General features: G+C 67.6%; 28 protein-coding genes. 14 read left to right on the top strand and 14 right to left on the bottom strand.

What is annotated here, in order from left to right:
- Genes ASD37_RS18310 through ASD37_RS18300 form a run of 3 tightly spaced genes read right to left on the bottom strand, consistent with a single transcriptional unit; the run spans position 1 to position 2,274 of the window.
- Complete coding sequence (locus tag ASD37_RS18310) at positions 1-855, bottom strand: SDR family NAD(P)-dependent oxidoreductase (protein ID WP_056554305.1); 855 nt, start codon at positions 853-855, stop codon at positions 1-3.
- Positions 845-1,054 carry a ferredoxin gene (locus ASD37_RS18305; RefSeq protein WP_056554302.1) on the bottom strand — a complete coding sequence of 70 codons (210 nt, stop codon included), beginning with the start codon at positions 1,052-1,054 and terminating at the stop codon, positions 845-847. The genes ASD37_RS18310 and ASD37_RS18305 overlap by 11 nt, the downstream gene beginning before the upstream one ends.
- Positions 1,051-2,274, bottom strand: a complete 1,224-nt coding sequence (locus ASD37_RS18300) for a cytochrome P450 (protein WP_082570285.1) — start codon at positions 2,272-2,274, stop codon at positions 1,051-1,053. The genes ASD37_RS18305 and ASD37_RS18300 overlap by 4 nt, the downstream gene beginning before the upstream one ends.
- Positions 2,275-2,542: 268 nt before the next feature.
- Between ASD37_RS18300 and ASD37_RS18295 the strand changes: the two genes are divergently transcribed.
- Positions 2,543-3,118 carry a TetR/AcrR family transcriptional regulator gene (locus ASD37_RS18295; RefSeq protein WP_056554296.1) on the top strand — a complete coding sequence of 192 codons (576 nt, stop codon included), beginning with the start codon at positions 2,543-2,545 and terminating at the stop codon, positions 3,116-3,118.
- A gap of 48 nt (positions 3,119-3,166) precedes the next feature.
- Here the strand turns inward: ASD37_RS18295 and ASD37_RS31015 are convergent, their stop codons facing one another.
- The 5 genes from ASD37_RS31015 to ASD37_RS18270 form a co-directional block, all read right to left on the bottom strand.
- The gene (locus tag ASD37_RS31015; RefSeq protein WP_082570284.1) at positions 3,167-3,640 is read right to left on the bottom strand and encodes a hypothetical protein; all 474 of its coding nucleotides are present in this window, start codon (positions 3,638-3,640) and stop codon (positions 3,167-3,169) included.
- A 176-nt stretch (positions 3,641-3,816) separates the two neighbouring features.
- On the bottom strand, positions 3,817-4,647 hold the full coding sequence (locus tag ASD37_RS18285; RefSeq protein WP_056554290.1) for a L,D-transpeptidase family protein: 831 nt from the start codon (positions 4,645-4,647) through the stop codon (positions 3,817-3,819).
- Positions 4,648-4,837: 190 nt separating this feature from the next.
- Complete coding sequence (locus ASD37_RS18280; protein ID WP_056554287.1) at positions 4,838-5,113, bottom strand: hypothetical protein; 276 nt, start codon at positions 5,111-5,113, stop codon at positions 4,838-4,840.
- Between the two features lie 100 nt (positions 5,114-5,213).
- Positions 5,214-6,080, bottom strand: coding sequence for an SDR family oxidoreductase (locus ASD37_RS18275; RefSeq protein WP_056554284.1), 867 nt, complete (start codon positions 6,078-6,080; stop codon positions 5,214-5,216).
- A complete protein-coding gene (locus tag ASD37_RS18270; protein WP_235568459.1) occupies positions 6,073-7,491 on the bottom strand; it encodes an NAD-dependent epimerase/dehydratase family protein in 1,419 nt (472 codons plus the stop codon). Before ASD37_RS18270 ends, ASD37_RS18275 begins: the two co-directional genes overlap by 8 nt.
- A 95-nt stretch (positions 7,492-7,586) precedes the next feature.
- On the opposite strand from ASD37_RS18270, the gene ASD37_RS18265 reads away from it, so the two are divergent.
- From ASD37_RS18265 to ASD37_RS18235, 7 genes are all read left to right on the top strand, one after another.
- The gene (locus tag ASD37_RS18265) at positions 7,587-8,600 is read left to right on the top strand and encodes an iron-containing redox enzyme family protein (protein WP_056554281.1); all 1,014 of its coding nucleotides are present in this window, start codon (positions 7,587-7,589) and stop codon (positions 8,598-8,600) included.
- Positions 8,597-8,872: a hypothetical protein gene (locus tag ASD37_RS18260; RefSeq protein ID WP_056554278.1), complete on the top strand. Its 276-nt coding sequence runs from the start codon at positions 8,597-8,599 to the stop codon at positions 8,870-8,872. The genes ASD37_RS18265 and ASD37_RS18260 overlap by 4 nt, the downstream gene beginning before the upstream one ends.
- Before the next feature lie 56 nt (positions 8,873-8,928).
- Positions 8,929-9,465, top strand: a complete 537-nt coding sequence (locus ASD37_RS18255) for a cysteine hydrolase family protein (protein ID WP_056554275.1) — start codon at positions 8,929-8,931, stop codon at positions 9,463-9,465.
- A gap of 13 nt (positions 9,466-9,478) precedes the next feature.
- A complete protein-coding gene (locus tag ASD37_RS18250) occupies positions 9,479-10,678 on the top strand; it encodes a YihY/virulence factor BrkB family protein (protein WP_235568458.1) in 1,200 nt (399 codons plus the stop codon).
- A gap of 136 nt (positions 10,679-10,814) precedes the next feature.
- On the top strand, positions 10,815-11,705 hold the full coding sequence (locus ASD37_RS18245) for an SDR family oxidoreductase (protein WP_082570231.1): 891 nt from the start codon (positions 10,815-10,817) through the stop codon (positions 11,703-11,705).
- Positions 11,702-12,667, top strand: a complete 966-nt coding sequence (locus tag ASD37_RS18240) for a tripartite tricarboxylate transporter substrate binding protein (RefSeq protein WP_056554273.1) — start codon at positions 11,702-11,704, stop codon at positions 12,665-12,667. Before ASD37_RS18245 ends, ASD37_RS18240 begins: the two co-directional genes overlap by 4 nt.
- Positions 12,664-13,563 (top strand): DMT family transporter, encoded by a 900-nt coding sequence (locus tag ASD37_RS18235; protein ID WP_056554270.1) that lies wholly within the window; start codon positions 12,664-12,666, stop codon positions 13,561-13,563. Before ASD37_RS18240 ends, ASD37_RS18235 begins: the two co-directional genes overlap by 4 nt.
- A gap of 3 nt (positions 13,564-13,566) precedes the next feature.
- Here the strand turns inward: ASD37_RS18235 and ASD37_RS18230 are convergent, their stop codons facing one another.
- Positions 13,567-14,274, bottom strand: coding sequence for a FadR/GntR family transcriptional regulator (locus tag ASD37_RS18230; protein ID WP_056555415.1), 708 nt, complete (start codon positions 14,272-14,274; stop codon positions 13,567-13,569).
- 156 nt (positions 14,275-14,430) lie between these two features.
- Here ASD37_RS18230 and ASD37_RS18225 point away from each other — a divergent pair, with 156 nt between their 5' ends.
- The 3 genes from ASD37_RS18225 to ASD37_RS18215 all read left to right on the top strand — a co-directional run bounded on the left by ASD37_RS18225 (position 14,431) and on the right by ASD37_RS18215 (position 18,695).
- Positions 14,431-15,804 (top strand): SLC13 family permease, encoded by a 1,374-nt coding sequence (locus ASD37_RS18225; protein ID WP_056554267.1) that lies wholly within the window; start codon positions 14,431-14,433, stop codon positions 15,802-15,804.
- Positions 15,805-15,957: 153 nt separating this feature from the next.
- Positions 15,958-17,151 (top strand): CaiB/BaiF CoA-transferase family protein, encoded by a 1,194-nt coding sequence (locus ASD37_RS18220; RefSeq protein ID WP_056554264.1) that lies wholly within the window; start codon positions 15,958-15,960, stop codon positions 17,149-17,151.
- The gene (locus ASD37_RS18215) at positions 17,148-18,695 is read left to right on the top strand and encodes a carboxyl transferase domain-containing protein (protein ID WP_056554262.1); all 1,548 of its coding nucleotides are present in this window, start codon (positions 17,148-17,150) and stop codon (positions 18,693-18,695) included. Before ASD37_RS18220 ends, ASD37_RS18215 begins: the two co-directional genes overlap by 4 nt.
- Here ASD37_RS18215 and ASD37_RS18210 read toward each other — a convergent pair.
- Both ASD37_RS18210 and ASD37_RS18205 read right to left on the bottom strand, forming a co-directional pair.
- The gene (locus tag ASD37_RS18210) at positions 18,652-18,951 is read right to left on the bottom strand and encodes a thiamine-binding protein (protein WP_056554259.1); all 300 of its coding nucleotides are present in this window, start codon (positions 18,949-18,951) and stop codon (positions 18,652-18,654) included. The genes ASD37_RS18215 and ASD37_RS18210 overlap by 44 nt on opposite strands.
- A gap of 29 nt (positions 18,952-18,980) precedes the next feature.
- A complete protein-coding gene (locus ASD37_RS18205; protein WP_056555412.1) occupies positions 18,981-19,676 on the bottom strand; it encodes an SDR family oxidoreductase in 696 nt (231 codons plus the stop codon).
- A 104-nt stretch (positions 19,677-19,780) separates the two neighbouring features.
- Here ASD37_RS18205 and ASD37_RS18200 point away from each other — a divergent pair, with 104 nt between their 5' ends.
- Positions 19,781-20,377 (top strand): TetR/AcrR family transcriptional regulator, encoded by a 597-nt coding sequence (locus ASD37_RS18200; protein WP_056554255.1) that lies wholly within the window; start codon positions 19,781-19,783, stop codon positions 20,375-20,377.
- Positions 20,378-20,383: 6 nt separating this feature from the next.
- Here ASD37_RS18200 and ASD37_RS18195 read toward each other — a convergent pair whose 3' ends face one another.
- Positions 20,384-20,698: a hypothetical protein gene (locus ASD37_RS18195; protein ID WP_156720958.1), complete on the bottom strand. Its 315-nt coding sequence runs from the start codon at positions 20,696-20,698 to the stop codon at positions 20,384-20,386.
- 258 nt (positions 20,699-20,956) lie between these two features.
- Here ASD37_RS18195 and ASD37_RS18190 point away from each other — a divergent pair, with 258 nt between their 5' ends.
- Positions 20,957-22,090, top strand: a complete 1,134-nt coding sequence (locus ASD37_RS18190; RefSeq protein WP_056555409.1) for a cellulase family glycosylhydrolase — start codon at positions 20,957-20,959, stop codon at positions 22,088-22,090.
- A 138-nt stretch (positions 22,091-22,228) separates the two neighbouring features.
- Positions 22,229-23,689 (top strand): APC family permease, encoded by a 1,461-nt coding sequence (locus tag ASD37_RS18185; protein ID WP_056554249.1) that lies wholly within the window; start codon positions 22,229-22,231, stop codon positions 23,687-23,689.
- Positions 23,690-23,762: 73 nt separating this feature from the next.
- Here ASD37_RS18185 and ASD37_RS18180 read toward each other — a convergent pair whose 3' ends face one another.
- Both ASD37_RS18180 and ASD37_RS18175 read right to left on the bottom strand, forming a co-directional pair.
- Positions 23,763-24,464, bottom strand: a complete 702-nt coding sequence (locus tag ASD37_RS18180) for a TVP38/TMEM64 family protein (protein ID WP_056554246.1) — start codon at positions 24,462-24,464, stop codon at positions 23,763-23,765.
- A 9-nt stretch (positions 24,465-24,473) separates the two neighbouring features.
- Positions 24,474-25,901: an SDR family NAD(P)-dependent oxidoreductase gene (locus ASD37_RS18175; RefSeq protein WP_056554243.1), complete on the bottom strand. Its 1,428-nt coding sequence runs from the start codon at positions 25,899-25,901 to the stop codon at positions 24,474-24,476.
- Positions 25,902-25,908 lie beyond the last annotated feature (7 nt).

Genomic DNA, 25,908 nt, shown 5'->3' with positions numbered 1-25,908 from the left:
TCACCGCACCAGCGTGGCACCGCCGTCGAGGCGGATCTGCTGCCCTGTCATGAAGCGGGACTCGTCGGCGAGGAGATACACCGCGGCATAGGCGGACTCCCACACCGTGGCTCGACCCATCTTCAGCTTGACCACCTTCGCGTAGGCCTCTGCCACCGCGTCGGCGTCGAGGTCGAACAGCGACTGGGAGTCGTGGTTGCCGATCACCGAGTCGATCGGGCCGAGCATCAACGTGTTGGCGCGGATCCCACTGGCGGCGTACTGCACCGCGGTCAGCTCGGTGATCTGGTTGAGCCCGCACTTGCCCAGTGCGTAGGGCATGATCCCGATGTTCAGGCCAAGTTCGTTCTTCATGCTCGCAATCGAGGAGACGTTGACGATGCTCCCGGTGGTGTCGCCGTCGTTGCGTTCCATGCATTGCGCGGCAAGCAGATTGCAGTGAAAGCACCCCAGCATGTTGACGTTGACGCCGTAGTTGAAGTCCTCGACGGTCATCGAGTTGGTGGCGCGGTCGAACGGAGGATTGACCGCGACGCTGTACACCATGCCGTCCACCCGACCACTCGTCGACGTCGCGACGTCGAAGATGCGTTCGCAGTCCTGTTTCTGGGACACGTCCGCGGCGACGGCGTAGGCGCGGCCGCCCTCGGCGGTGATCAGGTCGACGGTTTCGTTGGCGGCCAGCAGGTTCCGGTCCGCCACGACCACTTCGGCGCCGTGGCGCGCCGCGAGCAGGCAGATGGCGCGTCCGTTGCCCATGCCGGGCCCGGGTTGCTGGCCCCCGCCCACGACGACGACCACCTTGCCGGACAAGTCGAGCGTTGCGCGGTCCCTGCGGCTGAAGTCAGTCGACATCGGACGGTCCTCTCGTGGTCGTAATGGCGTGTTCTGGACAACTGCCGATCGCGTCGACCACCGAGGCCTCCAGCTCAGGCGGAATCTCCGATCGGGTGGCTTCGGCGTAACCGTCGGCGGTGAGCGCGAACACCTGCGGGCACACCGCGACGCAGACACCGTGGCCGGCGCACGCGTCGTCGTCGACGATCACCATCATGTCGTGGCCTCCCGAGGTACGGTCGGGTTGGTTGTGACGTGGAGTTGGGTGAGGCCGCGCAGGATGTAGGTCGGAACGTAGTCGAAGTGCCGGTCGTGTGCGGGACCGTGGACCTCGTCGTCGAGAGCGATTGCCGTGGTTCGTTCGAGCAGTCGTCGGATCAACACGTTGCCCTCGGCACGCGCGAGTGGCGCGCCGATGCAGCTGTGTATGCCCCGGCCGAACCCGATGTGTCGCCGGGCATTCGGTCGATCTGGGTCGAATTCGCCGGGTGTGTCGAAGACACGGGGATCCCGGTTGGCCGCACCGTAGTGGACCATCAGTGTGGTGCCGGCGGGAACGTCGACTCCGCCGACTGTCGTCGCGGACCTGGCCAATCTGAAGTCGCCCTTGATGGGACTCTCGAACCGCAGCGTCTCCTCGACGAAGTTGGGAATCGCCGAGGGATCAGTGCGCAGCCGCGCCTGCAGCGCAGGGTCTTCGGCGAGCACCTTGAGCGCCGAGGACAACAGCCGCACGGTGGTCTCCTGGCCGGCGGAGAACAGGTTGGCGGCCACTCGGACGACGTCGATCACCTCTGGCGTAGACCCGTCGGGGAACGTGGCGAGCGCCATCTCGGTCATCACGTCGCCGCGCGGTGTCTTGCGCCGCTCGTCGATGTAGCCGGTGAAGCGCGAATAGAGATACTCCAGCGGGGAGTGCGCCATGACGGTGGTGCCGTCGGGGCTACCCAATGCGACGTCTCCGGTGAGGACGGCGGTGAGTTCGTCGTGGTCGTCCTCCGGCACGCCGAGCAGGTCGGCGACGACGAGGAGCGCGAACGGATTGGCCACCTGCGCAATGACTTCACCGCCGCAGGTGGCGAGCAACGGGTCGAGCACCCGGTCGGCGAGGCGCCACATGAACTCCTCGTTCTGCTTGAGCCGCTTGGGTGTGATGAGCCGCGAGAGCAGCGACCGGTGGGCGGTGTGCTTCGGCGGATCGAACGAGGGCAGTTGATCGCTGAAGGGCAGCTCGTCACGGTGAGCCTCGATGAGCGCGCTGACCTCGGCGTCGTCGAGACCGTTGAGGGAAACCGGGAATCCCGGGATTGGCCCGGTCACGGAGTGGCAGGACGAGAACGTGTCGGGATCGCCGACGACGGCCAGCACCTCGTCGTAACCGGTGACGACCATGACGCCGTATGTCGGTTCGCGCAGGACGGGGCTCGCAGTGCGCATGCGGTCCAGGGTGGGGTATGGGTCGGCGATCAGTGCCTCGTCGTGAAAGAAGTCGAGAGAGTCCACGCCGAAAGTCGTTGCAGGCGTGCACTCGTGGGTTGAATCCTGTGTCGGCACGTGCGCTCCTCGCGTCGAGTCCGGGACGGGTCTTCGGTCGTCGATGACTGACCAATCGTATTGGTATCTACTGACCAAACGTACAGTACATTCCTGTACGGATGGTCGGCTGACGTACCATGGTCGGCAGTCGACGGTGAGGGCAACGCGGGTGAGTCAGCAGGGAGTGCAAGCTGGTCCGACGCGGCAGCGTCTGGTCGAGGTGGCGGTGGAGTTGTTCACTCGGCACAGCGTCGCCGGAACGTCTCTGCAGATGATCTCCGACGAGCTCGGGCTCACGAAATCGGCGATCTACCACCACTTCCGCACGCGCGAGGAGCTTCTGGGCGCGGTGATCGAACCACTCATGGCCGAGGTGACCGCGCTCGTCGAGGCCGCCGAGGCACGTCGGGGCGCGCGCGCCCGAGCCGATCACCTGATCGTCGGATTCGCCACCCTTGCCGCGTGCAACCGGGAACTGGTGCCGCTGCTCAGCGGTGATCCGGGGGTCCTCGAACTCCTACGGATGCGGTCTGAGTGGGCTGCGGTGGTGCGGCGCCAGATGAGTCTGCTCGCCGATGTCGAACCTGGCCTTGGCGGCCAGGTGAAGGCGGTCATGGTGATGTCGGGGCTCGCGTCGGCGGTGGGCGCCGATTACGGCGACGTCGACGACGATGCATTGCGCGAGCAGCTGATCGCGGCCGGCCGGCGATTGCTCGGCCTCCGCAATACGCGCGACGGGTCGTGAACGGCGCGGCAAGTGCGCGCGCGTTCACGACCCGTCGGTGACGAACGGCTAGCTTGCGCCCCTGGCGGCCGGACCCGGAAGGATCGGCTGACCGGGCGCAGGTGCACCTGCGGCGGGCGGGAGGATCGGGTCGCCCTTGCCGCCGTATCCGCCAAGTCCACCCATGCCGCCAACCGCCGGCGCCAATGGTGCGGCGGCCGGAACGATGGGCGGGACGATGGGGGGCGGGACGAGCGGCGGCACGACGGGTGGCGGCGCGATCGGCGGCACCACGGGCGGCGGCGCGATCGGCGGCGGCGGGCCCGGCAGGCCCATGGGAATACCGCCCATGGCGCCGGTCTCCGGCGCGCAGACCGCTCCGCCCGCGCCGGGAGCGGCGCCGCCCGCCGACGGCGCGACGCAGTCGTAACCCCCGGTTTTGTATGGCGCAGCTGCCGCTACGGGGCCCGCAGCCATGGCGACCCCGCACAACCCAGCAACGGCCCCTACCAACCCGATGTTGAATCGATCCAAGATCGTCATCGACGTCGACTCCTTCATATTCGTTCTCATTCCACATTTGATGTAAAGCGGCGAATCGCCCTGCTGCTGCCGACCGACGACTCTGTCAATTATCGGCAGCAAATTCGAACCGAGGACCCGTCCACGCCGTGTCGTATCCAAACGGTGACGTCTCTCGGTGAACCCGCGCGCCGCGGTCACCGCGTCACCGCTCGCGGAACTTCGATGCTGTTCTCCTGAATGATCACCGGGTCGCCGACGTTGACGGTGTTGTAGTACCACTCCGCGTCCTCGGCGCTGAGGTTGATGCAGCCATGGCTGACGTTCTCGTAACCCATGGAGTTGACCGCCCACGGAGCGGAATGGACGAAGAGGCCACGGCTGGTGATCCGCACGGCGAAGTCGACGTCCATTTGGTATCCGTCGGGTGCGCTGACGGGAATGCCCACGCTGCTCGAATCCATGAACACCGTCCGCTCCTTGCCGAGGACGGTGTACGTGCCTACCGGCGTCGGATACTCGGCTCTGCCCATCGAGGCTGGTAGCACACCCGGCTCGCCCCAGTGGGGTCGGTGGTGCGGGGTGGGAACCGTCGACGGCGGTCCCGAGTCGACGCCGTCGATGCGGACGGTGAACGTGTGCGCCGACAGGTCGGCGATGCCCACGACCTCGGCGCCCGTGACGAATTCGGTCTTGAAGCGACCCATCGAAAGCGCGACGGTGCTGTGCGCCGGCCAGAACCTGTCGGGCACCCATTGCAGCGAGGTGGGACTCAGCCATTCGTAGGTGCCCGTCATCGCCGGAGACGACGTCACGTCAAGGGAGCGCTCGGTGGCGAGACGGTCGGCGACCGGCGTGCTGAACGTCATCACCACCGGGTGGGCGACGCCCACCACCTCGCCCCTTGCGGGAAGCACCGACGCGATGGTGGGTGCGGCGGCCGCCGCCATGCTGGTGCCCACCGGCATCGCAGCAACGAGCGTGCTGGCTCCGATCATTGCCAGAACACACCGAAACACCTGACGCATGGCCCCCGACTTTCTAAATTACATGGTTGTCAATTGATCGTAGGGGTGCCATGTGGGTTCGGGATATGCGCGCGCATGAGCAATTCGATGAAGGAATCGTCACGCTTCGGATACGGCCAGCAAATTCGAATGCGCCAGCTGTCGATCACAACCAAGCTCACGGCGAGTCGTCCAAGACACGCCGGAGGGGTCAGGGTGTTTCGAGCGGAACCTTCGTGATGCGGTAGGTCAGCTGATCGGTGCCGAGGACGTCGGCGAAACCCCACTGCGACGCCGTCTCCTGAACGCGGGTCTCCGCGCCGGCCTGCGAGGTGTGGGCCGAGGTGTACTCGTTGCCGTCGTACTCGATGTAGACGACGAACACCGGATCGGGATCGGCGACCGCGGTGGCCAACTCCTGCTCCACGATCTCACTGATCTGAGCGTCGTCGATTTCGTCCGCTCCGACCTCGTCCGCTGTAGTCATGACCGTCCGTTTCGGCTCGTCGGATGTCGCGCCCGTGGACCCGCCACGGGTGCACGGCCGACTCTACGCACCACGCTGATCCCCGGCGCACCGAACCGAATCACCGGGCGACGTGGTCCTGGGGTGACTGGTCGAAGGCGTTCCCGTCGGTGTCCTCCGACGACTCGTCGGTGAAGGCGACCGTCCGCAGGAGGGGTCCGATCAGGGCGTCGAAGACGGCCGGCAGCAGCGTGTAGGCGACGATGGCGGGTCGGTTGAACCACCCCACCTGGCGCTCGCTCGAGTGACGTCGACCAGTAGCTCGGACGATCGCCGTCACGACCGTGGCGGAGGTGACCGCGGTCGGTGGCACGCGAGGGGTACGGCCGAAGTAGTTGCCTGCAGTGCCGTAGACCGGCGTGTCGACGGGCCCGGGGTACACGCCGTGCACCCTGATTCCCGGCAGGTGCCGATTTTCTTGTCGCAGGGCGCGAATCAGACCGCGCAAGGCGAACTTCGTTGCCACGTAGGCGGTCTGGTAGGGGGCGGCGACCGTGCTCAGGAGTGAACCGATCAGCACCAGATGTCCGGTACCGCTGTCGTGGAAGTGATGGAGCGCAGACCGTGCGACGTTGGCCGATCCGACGAGATTGGTGGCGACGATCCTGTCGAAGACCGACGCCGGGACGTCCTCGAAGCGCCCGAAGGCCGTGATCGCCGCGCACTGGACGGCGACGTCGACGTGCCCGAACCGGGCGATGGCGACCTCGAAGAGCGTCTCCACCTGAGCGGAGTCGGAGATGTCCGTCACGTGGACGACGACGTCGGCGGCGCCCGCCAAGCGGCATTCCCCGGCCACCCGCAGCAGTGCGTCCTCCGATCGCGCCGCCAACGCCAGTCGCGCGTGCCGCTCTGCGTAACGAATGGCGGTCTCCCTGCCGATCCCGCTGGACGCACCGGTCACCACGACGACTTCTGAGTCACCCATGGGACACACCCCGATTGCGTTGTCGTTCAGAGACGTTCAGCACATTCAGGACGCCGGTCGCGACGACCGGGGCCCAGCCACCGTGCCGGGTCGCTGCCACGGCGACGGCCACGGCAACGGGCGCGAGCAGGGCGACGGGGTCGCGACGCCGGGCCAGCACACGCTGCGCGGCCATCGGAGTCCCCGAGGCCAGATTGGTCACCACCGCGGCGGTCGTCGGGGCGCCGGTCTTGCCGACCCCAAGCGCACGTGCAACGGCCAACGCGGTCCACAGCAGGAGGCTCACGTCGTGGGTGCGGTCGGAAATTCTGCGAAATCCCGTGGCGGGAAGCGTCTTCCCATTGGTCGGCGTCCATCCCGTCGCCGGACTGCTGCCGACGGCTCCGTCAGCCAGCCCGTTGATGAGTTCCCACGCGCTCTCGGCAGACGACCGCGTCGGTGCCCAGTCCAATTCGTCACGCGCCCTGGAGGTGTCCATGAGAGGGGTATTGGTGGCGACGTCGTACCAGCCCGGCGTCAGCGGCACCATTCGAAGCGCATGCAAGACCGTGACCGCGGCACGTACCCATCGCGGGTCGACGGCGACGGCGCGCCCACCGACGAGACCGGCGATGCCATCGGCGTCCAAGACGTCGGCCGCGACGTTGAAGGAACCGTGCGAACGGCGCTCGATGAGCCGGGTCACCAGGTCGCCGACATCGTCGGCATGGACGAATTGCAGTGCGATGCCGGTGGGTAGCGGCACGGCGGGCAGCGGTCGCCGACGAAGCAGACCGAACAGGGCGCGGGGAACGAGCGGCCCCAGGTAGAGCGACCTGATCAGGTGGGCCGCCTGGCGCTGGACGACCACGGTCGGGCGGAACCGGGCCACGGTGATTTCCGGGTGTCGTTCGATGAAGTCGTCGAGCATCCGCTCGACGACGACCTTGTGCCTGCTGTAGGCCGAGGTGGGCTGGCCGGTGTCGGGCCAGTCCTCCGTGACGGGCACGGTTGCGGACTCAGTTGCGGACTCAGTGGCGATGGGAGCGTAGATCCCGAGGCTGGAGGCGTAGACCAAGTGCGGCACGCCGGCCGCCGCCATCGCATCGAGGACCGCACGTGAGCCGAGGACGTTGGCCCGGTAGAGATGGGCCTCGTCGTCGACCGGTTGCACGGCCAGGGCGATGTGCACCACTACGTCGGCGGATTCCATGGCGGGGGCCAACTCGGCGGTCGCGGTCGGCGAGGAGAGGTCGATTGCGTGCCATCGAATGCCGTCGTAGATCTCCCCGACCGTTGGTGGCCGACGGCACACCCCGACGATCTCGGCCTCGGGCATGCGGCGTGCGAGGGCGCGCAACACCCCGCTGCCCACGTTGCCGGACGCGCCGGTGACGACGATTCGCGACGGGGGAGCGTTCACGAGGCGCACGTGGTGGAACCGATGAGAGGCACCTCGTTGGTCCTACCCGCACGGCACGCGCACAAACGCCGTTTACGCACTCCAACACCGGGTATGCGAACGAGGTGACGTCACCTGCCACGTATCTCGAGCCCGATCTGCCGACCGCCGCCGGCCCTCTCTCCGGTGCCCTCATTGCGCACCTGAAGTGCCGCGCGCCACGACGCAGCTTCATCCCCGTCGACGCGCCGGTCGGCGACTCCTCCCCGTGGGGGCGCGACCTGCAGTTGGCCCTCTACGTTTGCTACGAACTCCACTACCGCGGATTCGCCGACGTCGAACCGCGCTGGGAGTGGGATCCGGGCGTACTGCACCTCCGGGCCCGACTCGAAGACGCGTTCCTGTCGGCGCTGCAGCAGGAGATCGGGGTCGTCGACGCCTCGGCCGAGCAGGAGATGGCCGACCTGTCGACCACGCCGGTCGAAGGCACCGGCCTGTCCTACCACCTGCGCGACGAGGGCACCTGGGAACAGATGCGGGAGTACTTCGTGCATCGGTCGATTTACCACCTCAAGGAGGGCGACCCCCATGCGTGGGCGATTCCTCGGTTGTCGGGGGCGGCGAAGGCGGCCTTCGTGGCGGTGGAGTTCGACGAATTCGGCGGTGGCCGAGCCGATCACGCGCATCAACAGCTCTTCGGCGACCTGTTGGATGCCGCGGGACTCGACTCCCGTTACCTGCACTATCTGACCGAAGTGCCCGCGGAGGCGTTGGCCGTGGTGAACGTGATGTCGCTGTTCGGCCTGCACCGGGAGTTCCGAGGCGCCGCGGTGGGCCACTTCGCCGCCACCGAGATCACCTCGTCGCCGGGGTCGGCTCGGCTGGTCGACGCGCTGAGGCGGATGAAGGCACCCGAGGCCTGCGTTCGGTTCTACCGGGAGCACGTCGAGGCCGACGCCGTGCATGAACAGATCGTCCGCACGGACGTGGTCGCAGACCTGGTGAGGCGCGAGCCGCATCTGGAGTCCGACGTGGTCTTCGGCATGCGTGCCTTCGACGTGGTGGAGGACCGACTCGCCGCGCACATGATGTCGCGCTGGACGGTTGGCGAGTCGTCGCTTCGGACGTCGCTGTCGTGACGGGTATTTCCGACGACGCGCGAGTCGACGAGGTCGCGCCCGGTGACCTCGTCACCTTGGACGTGCCCGGCGACGAGCGCGCGGGGAAACGTCAGTACAAGGTGGTCTTCGTCGACGCTCGCGACGCGGCCGAGGGTGCGACGTTCACCGTGACCCTCGAGACCGACGACGGGCAGACCTTCGACGTGGAGCTTCCCGGTGACGCCGTCGTGCAGCGGTCGATGGAGTCCAAATGGGAGTCCGCCCAAAGCCCGACCGCCACGGAGGACTGATCGCCCACCGCCAGGGGCGCCGTTTGTGCCCGACGGGCCGGGGTAAGCCCTAGATCATGAGTGGCACAGTCGTTCTCGTCGTCGACATGCTCAACGCCTACGAGCATCCCGATGCCGACCTCCTCATTCCGAACGTGGAGCCGATCGTCGATCCGTTGTCGCAGCTGCTGAAGCGCGCCCACGACACCGACGACGTCGACGTGGTCTACGTCAACGACAACTACGGCGACTTCACCGCCGACCACCGCGACCTCGTCAACGCAGCGATGGCCGGACGAAGGCCGGATCTCGTCGGGCCGGTCGTGCCTGCGCCGGACACCAGGATGCTGACCAAGGTGCGCCACAGCGCGTTTTACTCGACGCCGCTGGGATACCTGCTGGGACGGCTCGGCACCGAGCGGGTGGTCATCACCGGACAGGTGACCGAGCAGTGCATTCTCTACACCGCGCTGGACGCCTACGTGCGGCACTTCGACGTGGTGCTGCCACCGGATGCGGTGGCCCACATCGACGCCGAGCTCGGCATGGCCGCCTTGAAGATGATGGAGCGAAACATGGCGGCCACCCTGCTGCCGGCCGCCGAGTGCATTTGATGGGTGCGGTGAGATGGGCGCGTTGAGCAAGGCGGTCTACCTGACGGCAACGGTCGTCGGCGGCGTCCTGGTTGCCAGAGTGGCGGCGGGCAAGCAACTCGCGCACCGCGAGGTGCCCGTCGCACGGCTCGAACCGGGTGACGGGTTCGACGGGGGCGGTCCTTCCCATCCATCCGATGAGGCGGCTCCGCGTCCCGACCCCGACGATCCCCGGAAGCCCGACTCGCCAACCGATCTCACGAAGCCGTCGCTGTGGTTCGTGATCCGCAAGACGCTGCGGGAATTCTCGACCGATCAATGCACGGACCTCGCGGCTGCACTGACCTACTACGCCGTCCTGTCTGTCTTTCCTGCGCTGGTCGTGGTGGTCTCGCTGCTCGGTGTCTTCGGGCAGGGCAAGACCACGACCGACGCCATCCTGCAGATCGCGGGGGAGGTGGGGCCGTCGTCAGCCGTGGACGTCCTGCGTGCGCCGATCGAGCAGTTGGTGCAGTCGCCCACAGCCGGGCTGACGTTGGCCATCGGCATCGTCGGCGCAGTGTGGTCGGCGTCGGGTTACATCGGGGCGTTCGGCCGGGCGATGAACCGGATCTACGAGATCGACGAAGGCCGCCCGGTGTGGAAACTGCGTCCCCTGCAACTGGTTCTGACCATCGTCGGCCTCGTGGTGGTCGCCGCGGCCGCGTTCCTGTTGGCCGTCAGCGGGCCGCTCGCCCGGGCTATCGGGGACACCATCGGCGTCGGGTCGGCGGCGGTCACGGTCTGGAACGTCGCACGGTGGCCGGCGTTGTTGGTCTTGGTCGTCCTCGTCGTCGCCATCCTCTACTACGCCACCCCCAACGTGGAACAGCCCAAGTTCAAGTGGGTGAGCGTCGGTGCCGCCGCGGCCATCCTGGTGTGGGTCGTGGCCTCGTTGGGCTTTGGTCTCTACGTGGCGAACTTCAGCAGCTACAACAAGACCTACGGGACGCTGGCCGGGGTCATCGTCTTCCTGCTGTGGCTGTGGATCACCAACCTGGCGTTGCTCTTCGGCGCAGAACTCGACTCCGAGCTGGAGCGCGGCCGCCAACTGCAAGCCGGGATGTCTGCCGCGGAGGATCTCCAGTTGCCCGCCCGTGACACCCGCCTCATCGACAAGAACGAGGCCAAGGAGCAGCAGGACGTCGAACGCGGCGAGGAATTGCGGCTGTCGCGGGGCCGAGCCGAGGTGTGAGCGGGTAGGACGGACGCGGCAAATTCCCCGCAACCGCTAATTGCCGCCGCGCGTCATCTACTGTTTCCCAAGGTAGCCGCCGCGGGGGATCGGACATCTCGATGACAGACGACAACGTGTTCGCAGTCGTCGCCCCGTGATCCCCGAGTTGAAGCGGGCCATGCGATTGGCCGGCATGCGTCCGGTGCCGCGCTGGCCCGCGCGGACGGCGGTCGATCTGCGTGGCAAACGGGTGCTGCTCACCGGTGCGTCGTCGGGAATCGGTGCGGTTGCCGCGCAGCTGTTCGCCGCAGAGGGCGCCACGGTCGTCGCGGTCGCCCGTCGGGCGGACGCGTTGGCCGACGTCGTCGAGAGGATCACTGCCGGTGGCGGAAGCGCCACCGCAATGGCGGCCGACCTGTCCGACCTGGACCAAGTAGACGCGGTCGTGAACGCCGTTGGCCCCGTTGACATTCTGATCAACAATGCGGCGAGGTCCATTCGACGGCCGCTGATCGAATCTCTGGAACGGTGGCATGACGTCGAACGCGTCATGGCGCTCAACTACTACGCGCCGCTGAGACTCATTCGCGGGGTGGCCCCCGGGATGTTGGAGCGCGGTGACGGCCACATCGTCAACGTCGCGACGTGGCGGGTGCTGCCCGAGTCGTCACCAATGTTCGCCGCCTACAACGCATCCAAGGCCGCACTGAGCGCGGTGAGTCGCGTCGTCGACACCGAGTGGGGTCACGCCGGCGTGCATTCCACGACGGTGTACTACCCCCTGGTGGCCACCCCGATGATCGCCCCAACCCGGGTGTACGACGGCATCGCCGCGCTCTCGGCGGAGGAGGCCGCGCAGTGGCTGGTGACCGCCGCCAAGACCCGGCCGATCCGCATTGCGCCCCGCAAGGCGCTCGCGCTGCGCGCCCTCGACGTCGTCGCACCCCGGATGCTCAACGCCGTACTGGAACGCGAGACCGACCGCATGAACGCCAGAGCCCAGCCGGCCGAGGTTGCCAATCCCACATCAGGAGAACACCGTTGACGCCAAGATCCGCCTTCTTCGCCGTGCTTGCCGCGTGTCTGCTCGTGACGGGTTGTCAGGGTTCCGCATCCGCCGACGGGTATCCCGCGGGTCCGGTGAACATGACCGCGGGCGCCTCGCCGGGAAGCGGCTTCGACCTGACCATCCGCGCGGTGGTGGATTCGGTCCAGAAGGAGGGCATCGTCGACGTGCCGCTCCCGGTGCAGAATCGACCGGGTAACAGCGGGGCGGACTTCCTGGCCACCATGGTCGACGACTACCGGGGCCACGACGACCAGATCTCGGTGACGTCGCTGTCGATGATGACCAATCAGCTCAGCGGCGCGTCCAAGTACGGCTATGCCGACGTCACGATGATCGCCCGCCTGATGACCGAGTACTTCATGGTCGTCACCCGATCCGACGCCCCGTACCAGAACCTCGGTGACGTCATGTCGGCCATCAAGTCCGATCCCTCCCGTGTCGCGGTCGGCGCCGCCCTCGACGACCAGGCTCCGTTCGACCTGCTGGTGTCCGCGGCCGGCGGCAATCCGTCGTCCATCCACTACGTCACCCACGAAGGCGGTGGCGACCAGAGTGCCGCGCTGGCCAGCGGTGAGATCGGCATCGCCATCGGCGGGGTCAGCGAGTTCATCGGCCAGGTGAAGACCAGGGAGCTCAGGGGACTCGGCGTCCTTGCCGAGGACCGGCTGCCCGGATTGGACGTGCCCACCGCGCGGGAACAGGGGCTCGACGTCACGCTGTCGAATTGGCGCGGTCTCTACGGTCCGCCCGACATGCCGGTCTACGCGGTGGAGTACTGGCGCCAGGCGCTGGCCAAGATGGTGGACACCCCGACGTGGAAGGACACCGCGGAGCGCAGCCAGTTCACCACCACCTTCATGGTGGGCGAGGAGTTCCAGACCTTCCTCGCCGAGACCCAAGCCGACGTCGCGGCTGCGCTGCAGGCGGCTCGCCGGTGACGGACGCCGAGACCAGTTTGGGTCGGAGACCCGAAAACCTGGTTCTCGGCGCACTTTTGACCACGGCAGCCTTCTTCTGCGTGGCAATGGTCGGCACGCTGGCGAAGGTGGCCGGTCAGTACACCTCGACGGGCGTGCTGCTGCTGTTTCAGAACGCGATCTGTCTGATGTTCGTGATTCCGGTGGTGACGCGCGGTGGCTGGTCGTCGATGCGCACCGGCAAGATCGGTCTGCACGTGCTGCGGGCGGTCACCGGGACCGCCTGCTGGTACGCGCTGTTCTTCGCGATCGCGCGGATTCCACTGGCCAACGCCACCCTGCTGACGTACAGCGCCCCACTGTGGATGCCGTTGATCGCCTGGGCGGTGACGCGCCAACGGGTGGCGACCGCGACGTGGGTCGGAGCGGTCGTCGGTTTCGCGGGGGTGGTGCTGGTGTTGCAGCCCCAAGGCCACCGCGTCGACGTCGGCGAGTTGGCCGCCTTCGCCGGCGCGTTGTTCCTGGCCGTGGCGATGATGTCGGTGCGGTGGCTCGGCGCCACCGAACCCATTCTCCGGGTGCTGTTCTACTTCTTCCTGATCTCGACGCTGCTGTCGGTGCCCATCGCGATGCTCGACTGGCGGCCCATCCCGCCCGCGGCCTGGGGCTGGCTGATCGGCCTCGGGTTGGCGCAGTTGTCGTCGCAGACACTGATCGTGCTGGCCTACCGCCATGCCCCTGCCGAGAAGCTGGGTCCGTTCATCTACTCCGTCATCGTGTTCACCGCGGTCGCCGATTGGCTCATCTGGAACCATCCGCCCACGTTGGTCACCTATGGCGGAATGGCCTTGGTGATCGGGGGAGGCCTCATCGCGATTCGTGCGAGACGCCAAGGGCGACAACCAATTCCGGAGTGACGCTCAGGCGTCGCTACCGTCCCCGTCACGGAGCAGGGCGACGTCTGATACCAAGCGGATGTGTTCGGCCATGGCGCGACCGGCTTCCATCGAATCGCGCCTGCGCACCGCCTCTGCGATGCGTCGGTGCCCCTCGAGTGACGCGCGCGGACGCTGTGACTGGGAGAGCGACTCGATGCGCGTCTCGCGGACGAGTTCGGCGATCTCACCCATGAGTCGGGCCAGCAGCGGAGAGTGCGCGGCCGCGGTGATCGCGCGATGGAAGTGCTCGTCACCGGACACTCCGCGCTCGCCCTCGGTGATCTCCATGTCCATGATCGCCAGGGCGTCGTCGATGGCGGCCATCTCGGCGTCGCTGCGACGTTCGGCGGCCAACTCGGCCAGCTTCACCTCGAGTGCCTCACGGGCCTCGATCACCTCCGGCAGTCGGTCGGCGTGCTCGCGCAGGGCGCGGATGGCCGAGTCGCCGACCGGGCGGCGGATCAGAACCGCACCGTCGCCGTGTCGCACCGAGAGGATGCCCTGCACCTCGAGCGCCACCAGGGCCTGACTGAGTGACGCCCGGCTGACTCCGAGCTGAGCTGCGAGTTCACGCTCCGGGGGCAGGCGTTCGCCGGCCTTCATGTCCCGGTTGGCCATGTGCTCGCAGAGCTGTTCGACGATGACTTCGTACAGCCGGGGCCGGGCCACCGGACGAATTTGCTCAGCCACTGTGTCACTCACTCTCTGTTCCTCTGGACCACACGATAGCCCGACGATTGGCATGACGGCCGCCATAGTCGGGGTTGACAGTGACCTGGTTCACTGATTCACTGCAAGTGACCCAGTGGCTAGTCCAATTAGCCACCTGACGAGGCGGAGATCGAGATGCCCACCGAACTGATACCGATCTTGGCGCTGGCCGTCATGTTCATCGCCGCCACCGTGTTGCCGGTCAACATGGGCGCGCTCGGCTTCGTCGCGGCGTTCTTCGTTGGCACCGTCGCCGTCGGAATGGACGCCGACCAGATCATCGGCGGCTTTCCCAGCAGCCTGTTTCTGACCCTCGTCGGCATCACCTACCTCTTCGCGATCGCGCAGAACAACGGCACGGTCGACCTCCTGGTTCGCGGTGCCGTGCGTCTCGTCGGAGGGCGGGTCGCGCTCATCCCGTGGGTGATGTTCGGCATCACCGGCGTCCTGACGTCGATCGGAGCGCTCGGACCCGCCGCCGTCGCCATCGTCGCCCCCATCGCCCTCGGCTTCGCGGCTCGATACAAGATCAACGCACTGCTGATGGGCATGATGGTCATCCACGGCGCCCAGGCCGGCGGTTTCTCGCCGATCAGCATCTACGGCGTCACCGTCAACAACATCGCGTCCAAGGCGGGGCTGGAGAACAGCCCGCTCACCCTCTTCCTTGGCAGCCTGCTGTTCAACGCCGCCATCGGTGTCCTGCTGTTCGTCTTCCTTGGCGGCCGCGCGCTGATCGGACGCAGCGTGCACGACGAGGACGCCACCCGTCCGGTCGACGACACCGGCTCGGTGGGCGGTGGCAAGACGCCGACGACGGTGATGCGCGGCTTCGGCACGACCACCACCAAGTCCCCCTCGCAGGCGGTGACCGCCGAGAAGGCGCCGCCGCTGGCCACGGCCGTCAAGGCCATCACGTTCGAGCAGATCCTCACCCTGGTCGGACTGGTGTCCCTGGCGGTGTTCTCGCTCATTCTCGATCTCGACGTCGGCTTCGTCTCCATGACCGTTGCGGTGATCCTGGCGCTCGCGTCGCCGAAGGCTCAGAAGGGAGCCATCAACCAGATCAGCTGGTCGACGGTCCTCCTCATCGGCGGCGTCCTCACCTTCGTCGGGGTTCTGCAAGAGGCGGGCACCGTGGAATGGGTGGGCAACGGCGTTGCGGGCCTTGGTGTTCCGCTCCTGGTGGCCTTGCTGCTGTGCTACATCGGCGCCATCGTCTCGGCCTTCGCCTCGTCGACCGCGATCCTCGGCGTCACCATCCCGCTCGCGGTCCCGTTCCTGCTGGCGGGCGACGTCGGTGCCATCGGGGTCATCGTGGCACTGTCCATCGCTTCGACCATCGTCGACGTCAGCCCGTTCTCGACCAACGGAGCGCTGGTACTGGCCAACGCCCAGGGCGTCGACAGAGACGTGTTCTACAAGCAGATCCTCAAGTACAGCGCGCTGGTGGTCGTCATCGGACCGGTCATCGCGTGGGCGATCCTGGTGGTCCCCGGCTGGCTCTGATCCCAGACGCGACGGCGGCACGCGGCGACGCGTGCCGCCGTTTAGTGCGTCAAAATGATCGCTGAGCTGCAAATTTCGGCATTGACACCGGCTTTCGTTACGTTGATAATTGGCTAGGCCACTAGGTCACCAATCCAACGGGAGGATCGCGCCATGCCACTCAATTCAGGGAGAACGGGTCCGCTGGCCGGCACCGTGGTCGTCGATCTGACGCGGGCGCTCGCCGGCCCCCACGCGGCCATGATGCTGGGCGATCTCGGCGCCGACGTCATCAAGGTGGAGAGCCCCAAGGGCGGGGACGACACCCGGTCCTGGGGACCGCCCTTCGTTGAGCCCAAGGATGCCGAACGCGAATCCACCTACTTCCTGTCGGCGAATCGCAACAAGCGGTCGATCGCGCTGGACCTGAAGACCGACGAGGGCAGGGAGGCGCTCGAGCAGATGGTGTGCCGCGCCGACGTCCTGCTCGAGAACTTCCGGACCGGCGTGCTGGACCGCCTGGGCTTCTCGACCGAACGGCTCGCCGAACTCAACCCGCGACTGGTCGTGCTGTCCATCAGCGGGTTCGGTCACGACGGGCCGGAAGGCGGCCGGTCGGGGTACGACCAGATCGCCCAGGGGGAGGCGGGTCTCATGTCGTTCACCGGTTCGGGGCCCGATGACGTTCAGCGCGTTGGCGTTCCGATCGCCGACCTGCTCGCAGGCATGTACGGCGCGTTCGGCGTCCTCGCCGCACTGCGCGAACGCGACCGTACCGGCCGCGGCCGGGTCGTGCGAACGTCGTTGCTGGCCAGCGTCGTCGGCGTGCACGCCTTTCAGGGCACCAAGTGGACCGTCGCCGGCGAGGTCGGCGAGGCCCAAGGCAACCATCATCCGTCGATCTGCCCGTACGGCTTGTTCCCGACCGCCGATGGGGCAGTGCAGATCTCGGTGGGCAGCGAAGGTTTGTGGCACCGCTTCTGCGAGGGCTTCGGCGTCGACCCCGACCGCGACGGCATGGCCACCAACCCGCAGCGGGTCGGCAACCGCCTCCGTGTGATCGAACTGGTCTCGGAACTGTTCGGCGCGTGGGACACCGAGCCGCTGCTGAAGTTGCTCGACGAGATGGGCGTCCCGGCGGGCAAGGTGCGCAACGTCCAAGAGGTGTACGAGTGGGAGCAAACCAAGTCTCAGGGCCTGCTCGTCGACGTCGACCATCCGACGTTGGGCCGGGTCACCCTGCCTGGTCCGCCGCTGCGCTTCTTCGACGCCGACGGCACCGAAGTCACCGAGACACACCACCTTTCGCCGCCGGTGCTGGGTGGCGACGACGAGCTGGTGCGGGCCTGGCTCAAGGAGGCGGTGTGACGACGCGGCTGAGCGCGGCCGAGCTGCTCGACGTCGTCGCCGACTCTGACAGCTTCGAATGCTGGGACTCGCCGGCCGTCGAATACCCCGTCGACCGGGCCTACGCCGACGAACTGGCGGCCGCCAGAGCCAAGACCGGCCTCGACGAATCGGTCGTCACCGGGGCGGTGACGATCCGCGGCCGACGGGTCGCAATCCTGTTGAGCGAGTTCGCCTTCCTGGCCGGCTCGATCGGCGTCGCGGCGGGGGATCGACTGGTCACGGCCATCAACCGGGCGACCGCCGAAGGCCTGCCGCTGTTGGCGCTGCCCACCTCGGGGGGAACCCGGATGCAGGAGGGCACCGTCGCATTCCTCCAGATGGTCAAGATCACCGCCGCGATCACCGCCCACAAGGCGGCCCACCTGCCGTACCTCGTCTACCTGCGCCACCCGACGACCGGTGGGGTGTTCGCGTCGTGGGGGTCACTCGGACACCTGACGGTCGCCGAACCCAGCGCGCTGATCGGGTTCCTGGGGCCGCGCGTCTACGAGGCGCTCTACGACGACCGGTTCCCCCGTGGCGTGCAGACGTCGGAGAATCTGCAGGCCCACGGTCTGATCGACGCGGTCCGGCCGCCCGAGCAGCTCGGTGAGATCGTCGACCGCGCGCTGCGCATCATGACCGACGCGCCGCGGTGCCGCCGGCTGGTGGTCGACCCGCCCGACTGGGGCGTCGAGGACGTGCCCGCGTGGACGTCGGTGCTGGCGTCGCGGCGCAGCGACCGTCCTGGCGTCCGCGAACTCCTCTTCAATGCCGCCGCAGACGTGTTGCCGCTCAACGGAACCGGGCAGGGCGAGTCGGATCCGGGGCTGATCCTGGCGCTGGTGCGCTTCGGAGACGTGCCGTGTGTGCTGTTGGGTCAGGACCGGCGCGGTCAGACGCCGAGCACCCCGCTCGGACCCGCCGCCCTGCGTGAGGCGCGCCGCGGGATGCGCCTGGCGCAGGACCTGCAGCTGCCGCTGGTCACCGTGATCGACACCGCGGGCGCGGCGCTCTCCAAGGATGCCGAGGAGGGCGGGCTCGCCGGCGAGATCGCGCGGTGCATCGCCGACATGGTCGACCTGGACACCCCGACGGTGTCGCTGCTGCTTGGGCAGGGCACCGGGGGAGGCGCATTGGCGCTGGTGCCCGCCGACCGTGTGCTGGCCGCGCAGCACGCGTGGCTCTCGCCACTGCCGCCGGAGGGCGCCAGCGCGATCGTGCATCGCGACGTCGCCCACGCCGCCGAGATGGCCGACCGGCAGGGAATTCGGTCGCTGGATCTGCGGCGGGCCGGGATCGTCGACCTGGTCATCCCCGAGCGTCCCGACGCGGCCGAGGAGGCGCAACAGTTCTGCGAGCGGGTGGGTGCCGCGTTGCATCGGGAGCTCGCCGAGCTGATCGCTCAGGACGGCGACATGCGAATGATCGCCAGGGCCAAGCGGTTCAACCGGGTGGGATACGGCTCGGCCGACGCAATCAGTCTTGGAGCGCTTCCTCCACCCGTTGCACCTTCGCGCTGAGCTGGCCGGTGTAGCCGGGGCGGATGTCGGCCTTGAGCACCAGGCTCACCCGGGGCGAGGCGGCGGCGACGGCGTCGACGGCCTGCTTGACGACGGCCATCACCTCGTCCCATTCGCCTTCGATGTTGGTGAACATTGCGTTGGTCTCGTTGGGCAGTCCGGACGCGCGCACGACGCGGACGGCCTCGGCCACCGCCTCGTGGACGCCTCCCGTGTCGTCACCGGCAGATGGGCTGAGGCTGAACGCGACGATCATGGCGTCCAGCCTGGCACACCCGCGGACGCTCAGCCCAGGGCGCGTGCTCCGATCGGCTCGTTCAGCTGCGAGCGCACGTTGCGGGTCAGTTCGTCGGCGAGCACCTCGTCTGCGCCGGCCTCCACGCCGTCGAGAACCTGGCGCACCACCTCGGCGGGGTCGGTCTTGGGGGCGTCGGTGAACGACGCCATGTCGGTGTCGACGTAGCCCACGTAGACCCCGACGACCTGGACGCCGCGCGGGGCAAGCTCCAGGCGGATCGAATCGGTGGCGCTCCACACCGCGGCCTTGGACACCCCGTAGCTGCCGGCGACGGGCAACCACGACAGCACCGATGCGACGTTCACGATGGCGCCGCCCCGGTCGGCGATCCGGTCGGCGAACGAGGACGCCAAGGCGAGCGGTCCAAACAGGTTGGTTTCCAGCTCTTCTCGTAGTGTCGGAGCGCCGGGCTCGAGCACGGACGCGATCCGTGCAATGCCCGCGTTGTTGATCAGGACGCTGACGTCTGATGCCGTCTCCGCCGCCGCGGCCACCGACTGGGGGTCGGTGACGTCGAGGGTCAGGGCCACCACGCGAGGATCGGACGCGTCGACCTGTGAGGAGTCTCGGGCCGCGGCGTAGACCTTGGCCACCCCACGGTCGAGGAGCTGGGTCACGTAGTGGCGCCCCATCCCTCGGTTGGCTCCGGTGACGAGGACGGTCTGGTCCTTGAGTGTGGTCATGTGAAATCTCCTGGTGTGCGCCGACTCGAAGTACACCGAATGGTGTACTTCGACGACGGTACACCGCACTGTCCACGAAGTAAACCAAGCGGTATACTTCGGTGATGAACACGCATGTCGAGCCGCAGCGCGGCGGCCGGGGCGCCCGTCAACGAATCCTCGACGCCGCGGTCAGGCTGTTCTACGCCGACGGCATCAACGCCACCGGCGTAGAACGCCTGGCCGCCGAGGCGTCGGTGTCCAAACGCACCCTCTACCAACACTTCCCGAGCAAGGAAGCGGTCGTCGAGGAGTACCTACGCCACATCAGGGAGGGCATCGGCGATCCCGTCAACCCCGGTTCGACGGCAAGCAAGCGCAGCCCCAAGTCGCGCATCCTGGCGCTCTTCGAGGTGCCACCGGGCGGTGAGGGGCCGTTGCGTGGTTGCCCCTTCCACAACGCGGCCGTCGAAGCCGCCGGCGGCATGCCCGAGGTTCACGACATCGTCGAGGCGCACAAGCGGAGCTACGTCGACGGCGTGGTCGAACTGGCGCAGGCCGCGGGTGCGGCCAACCCGAAGCTGCTTGGCAACCAACTCGCCATCCTCTTCGAGGGCGCGGCCGCGATGTCCACGTCGCTCAACGACCCTGCGCCATGGGCGCAGGCCAGGAAGGCCGCTCAGACACTTCTCGACGAGGCGGTCGGCCGCGGCTCGCGGTGACGACCCTCAGCCGTGGGGATTGCTGGCGCACCGCACGATGAGCGCTGCCAGCGGCTCCGACAACCCGTGCCTCTTGACCACTGCGGCGGTCGCCTCCTGCTGGGCGGCCTTGCTCGACCCGCCACCCATGGAGTCGTAGGCCTCGGCGCCGATCTTGGCTGCGGAACTGGAGTCGATGGTGAGACCGCCGACCGACATCGCGTCGGACACCATGCACCGGAGGTAACCCGCGCGGTCGAAGTCGGCCGCCGCAGAGGGGGCCAGCAGAAGGGCCAGCGCGCCAACCGTCGACGTCACTGCGGCGATGCGGATCTTCATCACGCGTAAAGGCCTTTCCGTCCGCCCCCTGCAAGGATTGCCTATGCTACCGACGCCACCCTTAAAGTCAGCATTGGGCTGGGACGCACTGCCCCCTACCTCCCGCCGAGCGTGGACTTTCGTCACGCGTTCACACCCCGCGGCGTCGCAAAAGTGCACAATCGGCGGTAAGAAACCAGTCGGATAACGATTGCGAACCCGAACGATTGCGATTCGTCCCGCAGGGCCGACCCGCCCGCCGCGGAACCTACGGTGGGCCTGGTGCGCCGCAGAACTGCCCTGAAGCTTCCGCTGATGATGGCAGCAGGCGCCGCGCTGACCCGTGTCCCCCTGGCCTCGGCCGACCCGGTGCGGTGGACAGCGGATCGTGCCAACGCCTGGTATCAGGGCCAGGGCTGGCTGGTCGGCGCCAACTACGTGCCGGCAACAGCCATCAACCAGATCGAGATGTTCCAACAGGGCACCTACGACCCGAAGCGGATCGACGCGGAATTCGCGATCGCCCGCCAACTCGGGTTCAACACGATGCGGGTCTTCCTCCACGATCTGCTGTGGGCGCAGGACCGCCAGGGATTCCAACGGCGCCTCGCCCAGTTCGTCGGCATCGCAGCCAGTCGTGGCATCAAGCCGATGTTCGTCCTGTTCGACTCGTGCTGGGACCCGCATCCCAAGCTGGGGCCGCAGCACGCGCCCGTCGTCGGAGTACACAACTCGGGATGGGTGCAAGGCCCTGGTGCCGACCGTCTCGGTGACCCCCAGTACGCCGCCACGCTGCGTGACTACGTGACGGGCGTCGTCGGCCAGTTCCGCAGCGATCCAAGGGTTTTGGCATGGGACATCTGGAACGAACCCGACAACCCGGCCAAGGTGTACCGCAAGGTGGAACGCGGCGACAAGCTGGAGCTGGTGGCGGGGTTGCTTCCGCAGGTGTTCGGGTGGGCCAGGGCCGCGAACCCCGGACAGCCGCTGACAAGCGGTGTGTGGCAGGGCAGTTGGGGTTCGGGTAGTCGCAGCAAGATCGCCGGCATCCAGCTCGACAACTCCGACGTCGTCAGCTTTCACTCGTATGCGTCACCAACGGAGTTCGAGGCAAGGATCGACGAACTTGCCCCGCTTGGCCGCCCCATCCTGTGCACGGAATACCTCGCCCGGCCTCAGGGCAGCACCGTCGAGGGCATCCTGCCAATTGCCAAGCGCCGCAACGTCGCCGCCTACAACTGGGGCCTGGTCGCAGGTAAGACTCAGACTTACCTGCCGTGGGACACCTGGGACAAGCCCGACCCGTCCGAACCCAAGGTCTGGTTCAGTGATCTGCTGCGACCAGACGGAAGTGCCTATCGCGACTCGGAGGTCAAGGCGATTCAACAGCTGACCGGAGTCCTCGGGCGGGCCTGAGCGCCGTGATCCAATCCCGCTGATCGCAACCATCCTTGATTACCATGACCCGGCGTTAGCGTCTGTCAGCTTAGATACCCGTCCTCAATCTTGGTCTAGACGAATCGGTATCGGCACCGACAGATTGGGAATTCGAACATGGCGAATCAGATTGACGGGTCCGGTGACGTACGGGCAGCCGAGCGGGAACCGGACGACGCGAACCCCCACCGAAGGCTCCGGGGATCACTTGGCGTGTGGGGGATCGTCTTCGTCGTCGTGGCCGCGGCGTCGCCACTCGGCGTCATCGGCGGCCCAGTTCCCTTGGGCATCGCGAGCGGGAACGGCACCGGCTTCCCGGCGATCTTCATCATCAGCACCGTCATCGTGCTGTTCTTCGCGGTTGGCTTTACGGCGTTGACGCCGTACGTGCCCAACGCGGGGGCCTTCTACTCCTACATCGGCAAGGGCCTTGGGAGGGTGACCGGTTTCGGGTTCGCCTTCGTGGCCCTGATCTCATACTTGGCCTTGGAGATTGGCGTGTACGGTCTGCTCGGGCAGGGGGCGCAGGCACTGTTCTCCTCCTACGGGTTGCCCGACATCCATTGGGGCGTATGGGCATTGATCGGCCTCGCGATCGTCACCCTGCTCGGTCACCGCAACATCGACCTGTCCCGCAACGTTCTCGGTGTGCTGCTGATTGGGGAAGTCGCGATCGTGCTCGCGCTCGACGCCGTCGTGGCAGTCAACGGCGGCCCGGAAGGACTCTCGACGGGGTTCGTCACGCCATCCGAGATCGTCTCCGGCGCACCGGGTATCGCGTTGTTGTTCGCGTTCCTGAGCTTCATCGGGTTCGAAGCGACCGCGGTCTTCCGCGACGAGGCCCGCGATCCCCTTCGGACGATTCCCCGCGCCACGTTCCTCGCGTTGATCCTGATCGGTGTGTTCTACACGGTCTCGACGTGGGCCTTGATCACGGCGTGGGGCGACAGTCAGGTGGTCGCGCAGGCGGTCGCCGACCCGACTGCACTGTTACCCGGTGCCACCGAGCAGTATCTGGGAGCGGCCGGACTCCACATCGTCCAGGTGTTGTTCGTGACCAGCTTGTTTGCGTGCATCCTGTCGTTCCACAACGTCGTCGCCCGCTACCTCTTCACGCTGTCCAACCGCAAGGTGTTCCCCGCCTCGCTCGGACAGGCACACGAGAGGCATGCGTCTCCCCACCTTGCCTCGGGTCTCGACGGCATCGTCGTGCTGGTGTTCGTCGTGGCGGGGATCGCAGTAGGCCTGGATCCGGTGACGCAGTTCTATACCTGGTTGGCAGGCATCTCGACGGTCGGGATCATCATCCTGCTGATCGCGACGAGCGTGGCGGTGCTCGCGTTCTTCGCGTCGCGCAAGCGGGCCGGGGACCTGGAGGTGCCGGTGTGGCGTGCTTTCGTGGCACCCGCGATCGGACTCGTCGGCCTGGCCGGTGTGTTCGTGCTCGTCCTGCAGAATCTGCCCGGTCTGGTGGGCGGTTCGACGCCAGTCGCGGTCGGAGCCGTGGTGCTTCTCGTCGTGGTCTTCGGGGTCGGCGCCGGGATTGCCGCCAAGCGATCCCAGGTCACGCTCGAGTGATCCTCGCCGAGTGCACGGTTGTCGTACACATCGCCCGAGTGACCCCGTAAACAACCGTGCAGTCGACGAGCCGTCAGCCGTCGGACTCCTCGCGGCTGCGGCCCCGCCACGCCCGGAACCCGCTCCGCGCGACGAAGGCGCCTGCGACCGCCGTCACGCACCACACGCCGATCGCGGTGTACGCCAGCGGCGCCGACAGGTCACCGATCGACGCGCCGAGCGCGGTGTAGACGAAGGCCCGCGGGGCGGAGCCGATGAACGCTCCAACGGCCATCTGCCACAACGGAACTCCGAAGGCGCCGAAGGCATATGACGCGAGGGCGTCGGAAATCCCAGGGACGAAGCGCTGGCCGACGACGGCCCACAATCCGCGCCGCTGAACCTGGGCGTCCAGGCGGTCGGCGCGCTCGGCTCCCATCAGTGAGCGCGCGCCGTCGCGTCCGGCGCGGCGTCCGACGAGACTGGCGATGCACGCGGTGCCGATGGCCGAGAACAGCGTGACGAACGTGCCGAGCACGGGGCCGAACAGCACCCCGCTGCCTGCCGCCAGGATGGGCCCCGGCACGAAGATGGCACCGAGCAGCGCCGACACCGCGACGTAGGCCAGGGGCGCGGCGGGACCGGTCGCCATCACGACGCGCCGGACGTCGTCGACGTCGACGATCCTGGCGACGCCCACCACGTAGAACATGCCGAGGAGGAACGCGACGAACAGGGCGAGCCGGATGACGTGGCTCCGCCTGGTGGCGGGTACCGGAGGATCGCTGTCGGGCACGGCGTCGCGTTACCAGTTGCTCGGTGAATAGTCCTTCAGGAAGCAGCCGTGCACGTCTTCGCCTGCCTCACCCCGCACGATCGGGTCGTAGACGCGGGCGGCGCCGTCGACGAGATCAAGCGGCGCGTGGAAGCCCTCGTCGGCGAGCCGCATCTTGGTGGGGTGCGGGCGTTCGTCGGTGATCCACCCGGTGTCGACCGCGGTCATCAGAATGCCGTCCTGCTCCAGCATTTCGCCGGCGCTGGTGCGGGTGAGCATGTTCAGCGCGGCCTTGGCCATGTTCGTATGCGGGTGCCCCGGCCCCTTGTAGGCGCGGCTGAACTGACCCTCCATCGCCGAGACGTTGACGACGTACTTGCGGCGGGCGGACGCCGCGGCCATCGCCGGACGCAGCCGACTGACCAGGATGAACGGCGCGGTCTGGTTGCACAGCTGTACCTCGAGCAGCTCCATGGCGTCGACCTCGTGCACCCGCTGGGTCCAGCTGTTGACCGACGCGGTGTCGGGGAGCAGTCCGCCGGCGTCGATGGCCGTGCCCGCGGCGATCCGCTCGGGCGACGCGCTGCGGGCCACCAGCGCCAATTCCGTTACGGCGTGCGGTGTTTGGTGCTCGGCCAGGCTGCCCGCGAGGGCGGCCGGGTGGGCGTCGCTGACGTGGTCGAACGTGATGACGTCCACCCCCGATGCCAGCTCGGGTGGGGCGGCGCGCTCCGCCTCGACGAGCGCCGCATACGAACCGGGGGAGCGGCGCACCGTCTGCGCGGCGTTGTTGATCAGGATGTCCAGTGGACCCTGCTCGGCGACCGCGTCGGCGAGCGCGACGACCTGGGCGGGGTCGCGCAGGTCGATGCCGACCACCCGGAGGCGGTGCAGCCAGTCGGCGCTGTCCGGCATCGCGGCGAAGCGGCGGACGGCGTCGTTGGGGAACCGCGTGGTGATGGTCGTGTGGGCGCCGTCGCGCAGCAGCCGCAGCGCGATGTACATGCCGATCTTGGCGCGACCGCCGGTCAGCAGCGCCCGTCGGCCACCGAGGTCCGTGCGGGCCTCGCGCTTGGCGCGGTTGAACGCCGCGCACGGCGGACACAGCTGGTGGTAGAACGCGTCGACCTGGGTGTAGTGGTTCTTGCAGGCGTAGCACGCCCGCGACCGCAGCAGCGTGCCCGCGGTGGCGCCCGCCGCGGTCGAGACCAGCGGCAAGCCCTGCGTTTCGTCGTCGATGCGGCCGGGGGCTCCCGTGGCCGTTGCGGCGATGACCGCGCGGTCGGCTTCTGCGACGGCGTCGCGCCTGGCGTGGCGGCGGGCTTGCTTGACGGCCTTGAAGACACCCGCCGTTGCGCGACGAACGGCCACCGCGTCGGGGTGTTCGGGAGGCAGGGATTTGACCTCGGACAGCACCTCCAGGCACGCCCTGAGCTTCTCCGGGTCTATCTCGGTCACCGAGGAA

Origin of the sequence: Mycobacterium sp. Root135, from assembly GCF_001426545.1 — a bacterium.
GTDB lineage: Bacteria > Actinomycetota > Actinomycetes > Mycobacteriales > Mycobacteriaceae > Mycobacterium.
The sequence above is the reverse complement of the archived record's forward strand: the minus strand, read 5'-3'. Positions and strand labels throughout refer to the sequence as shown.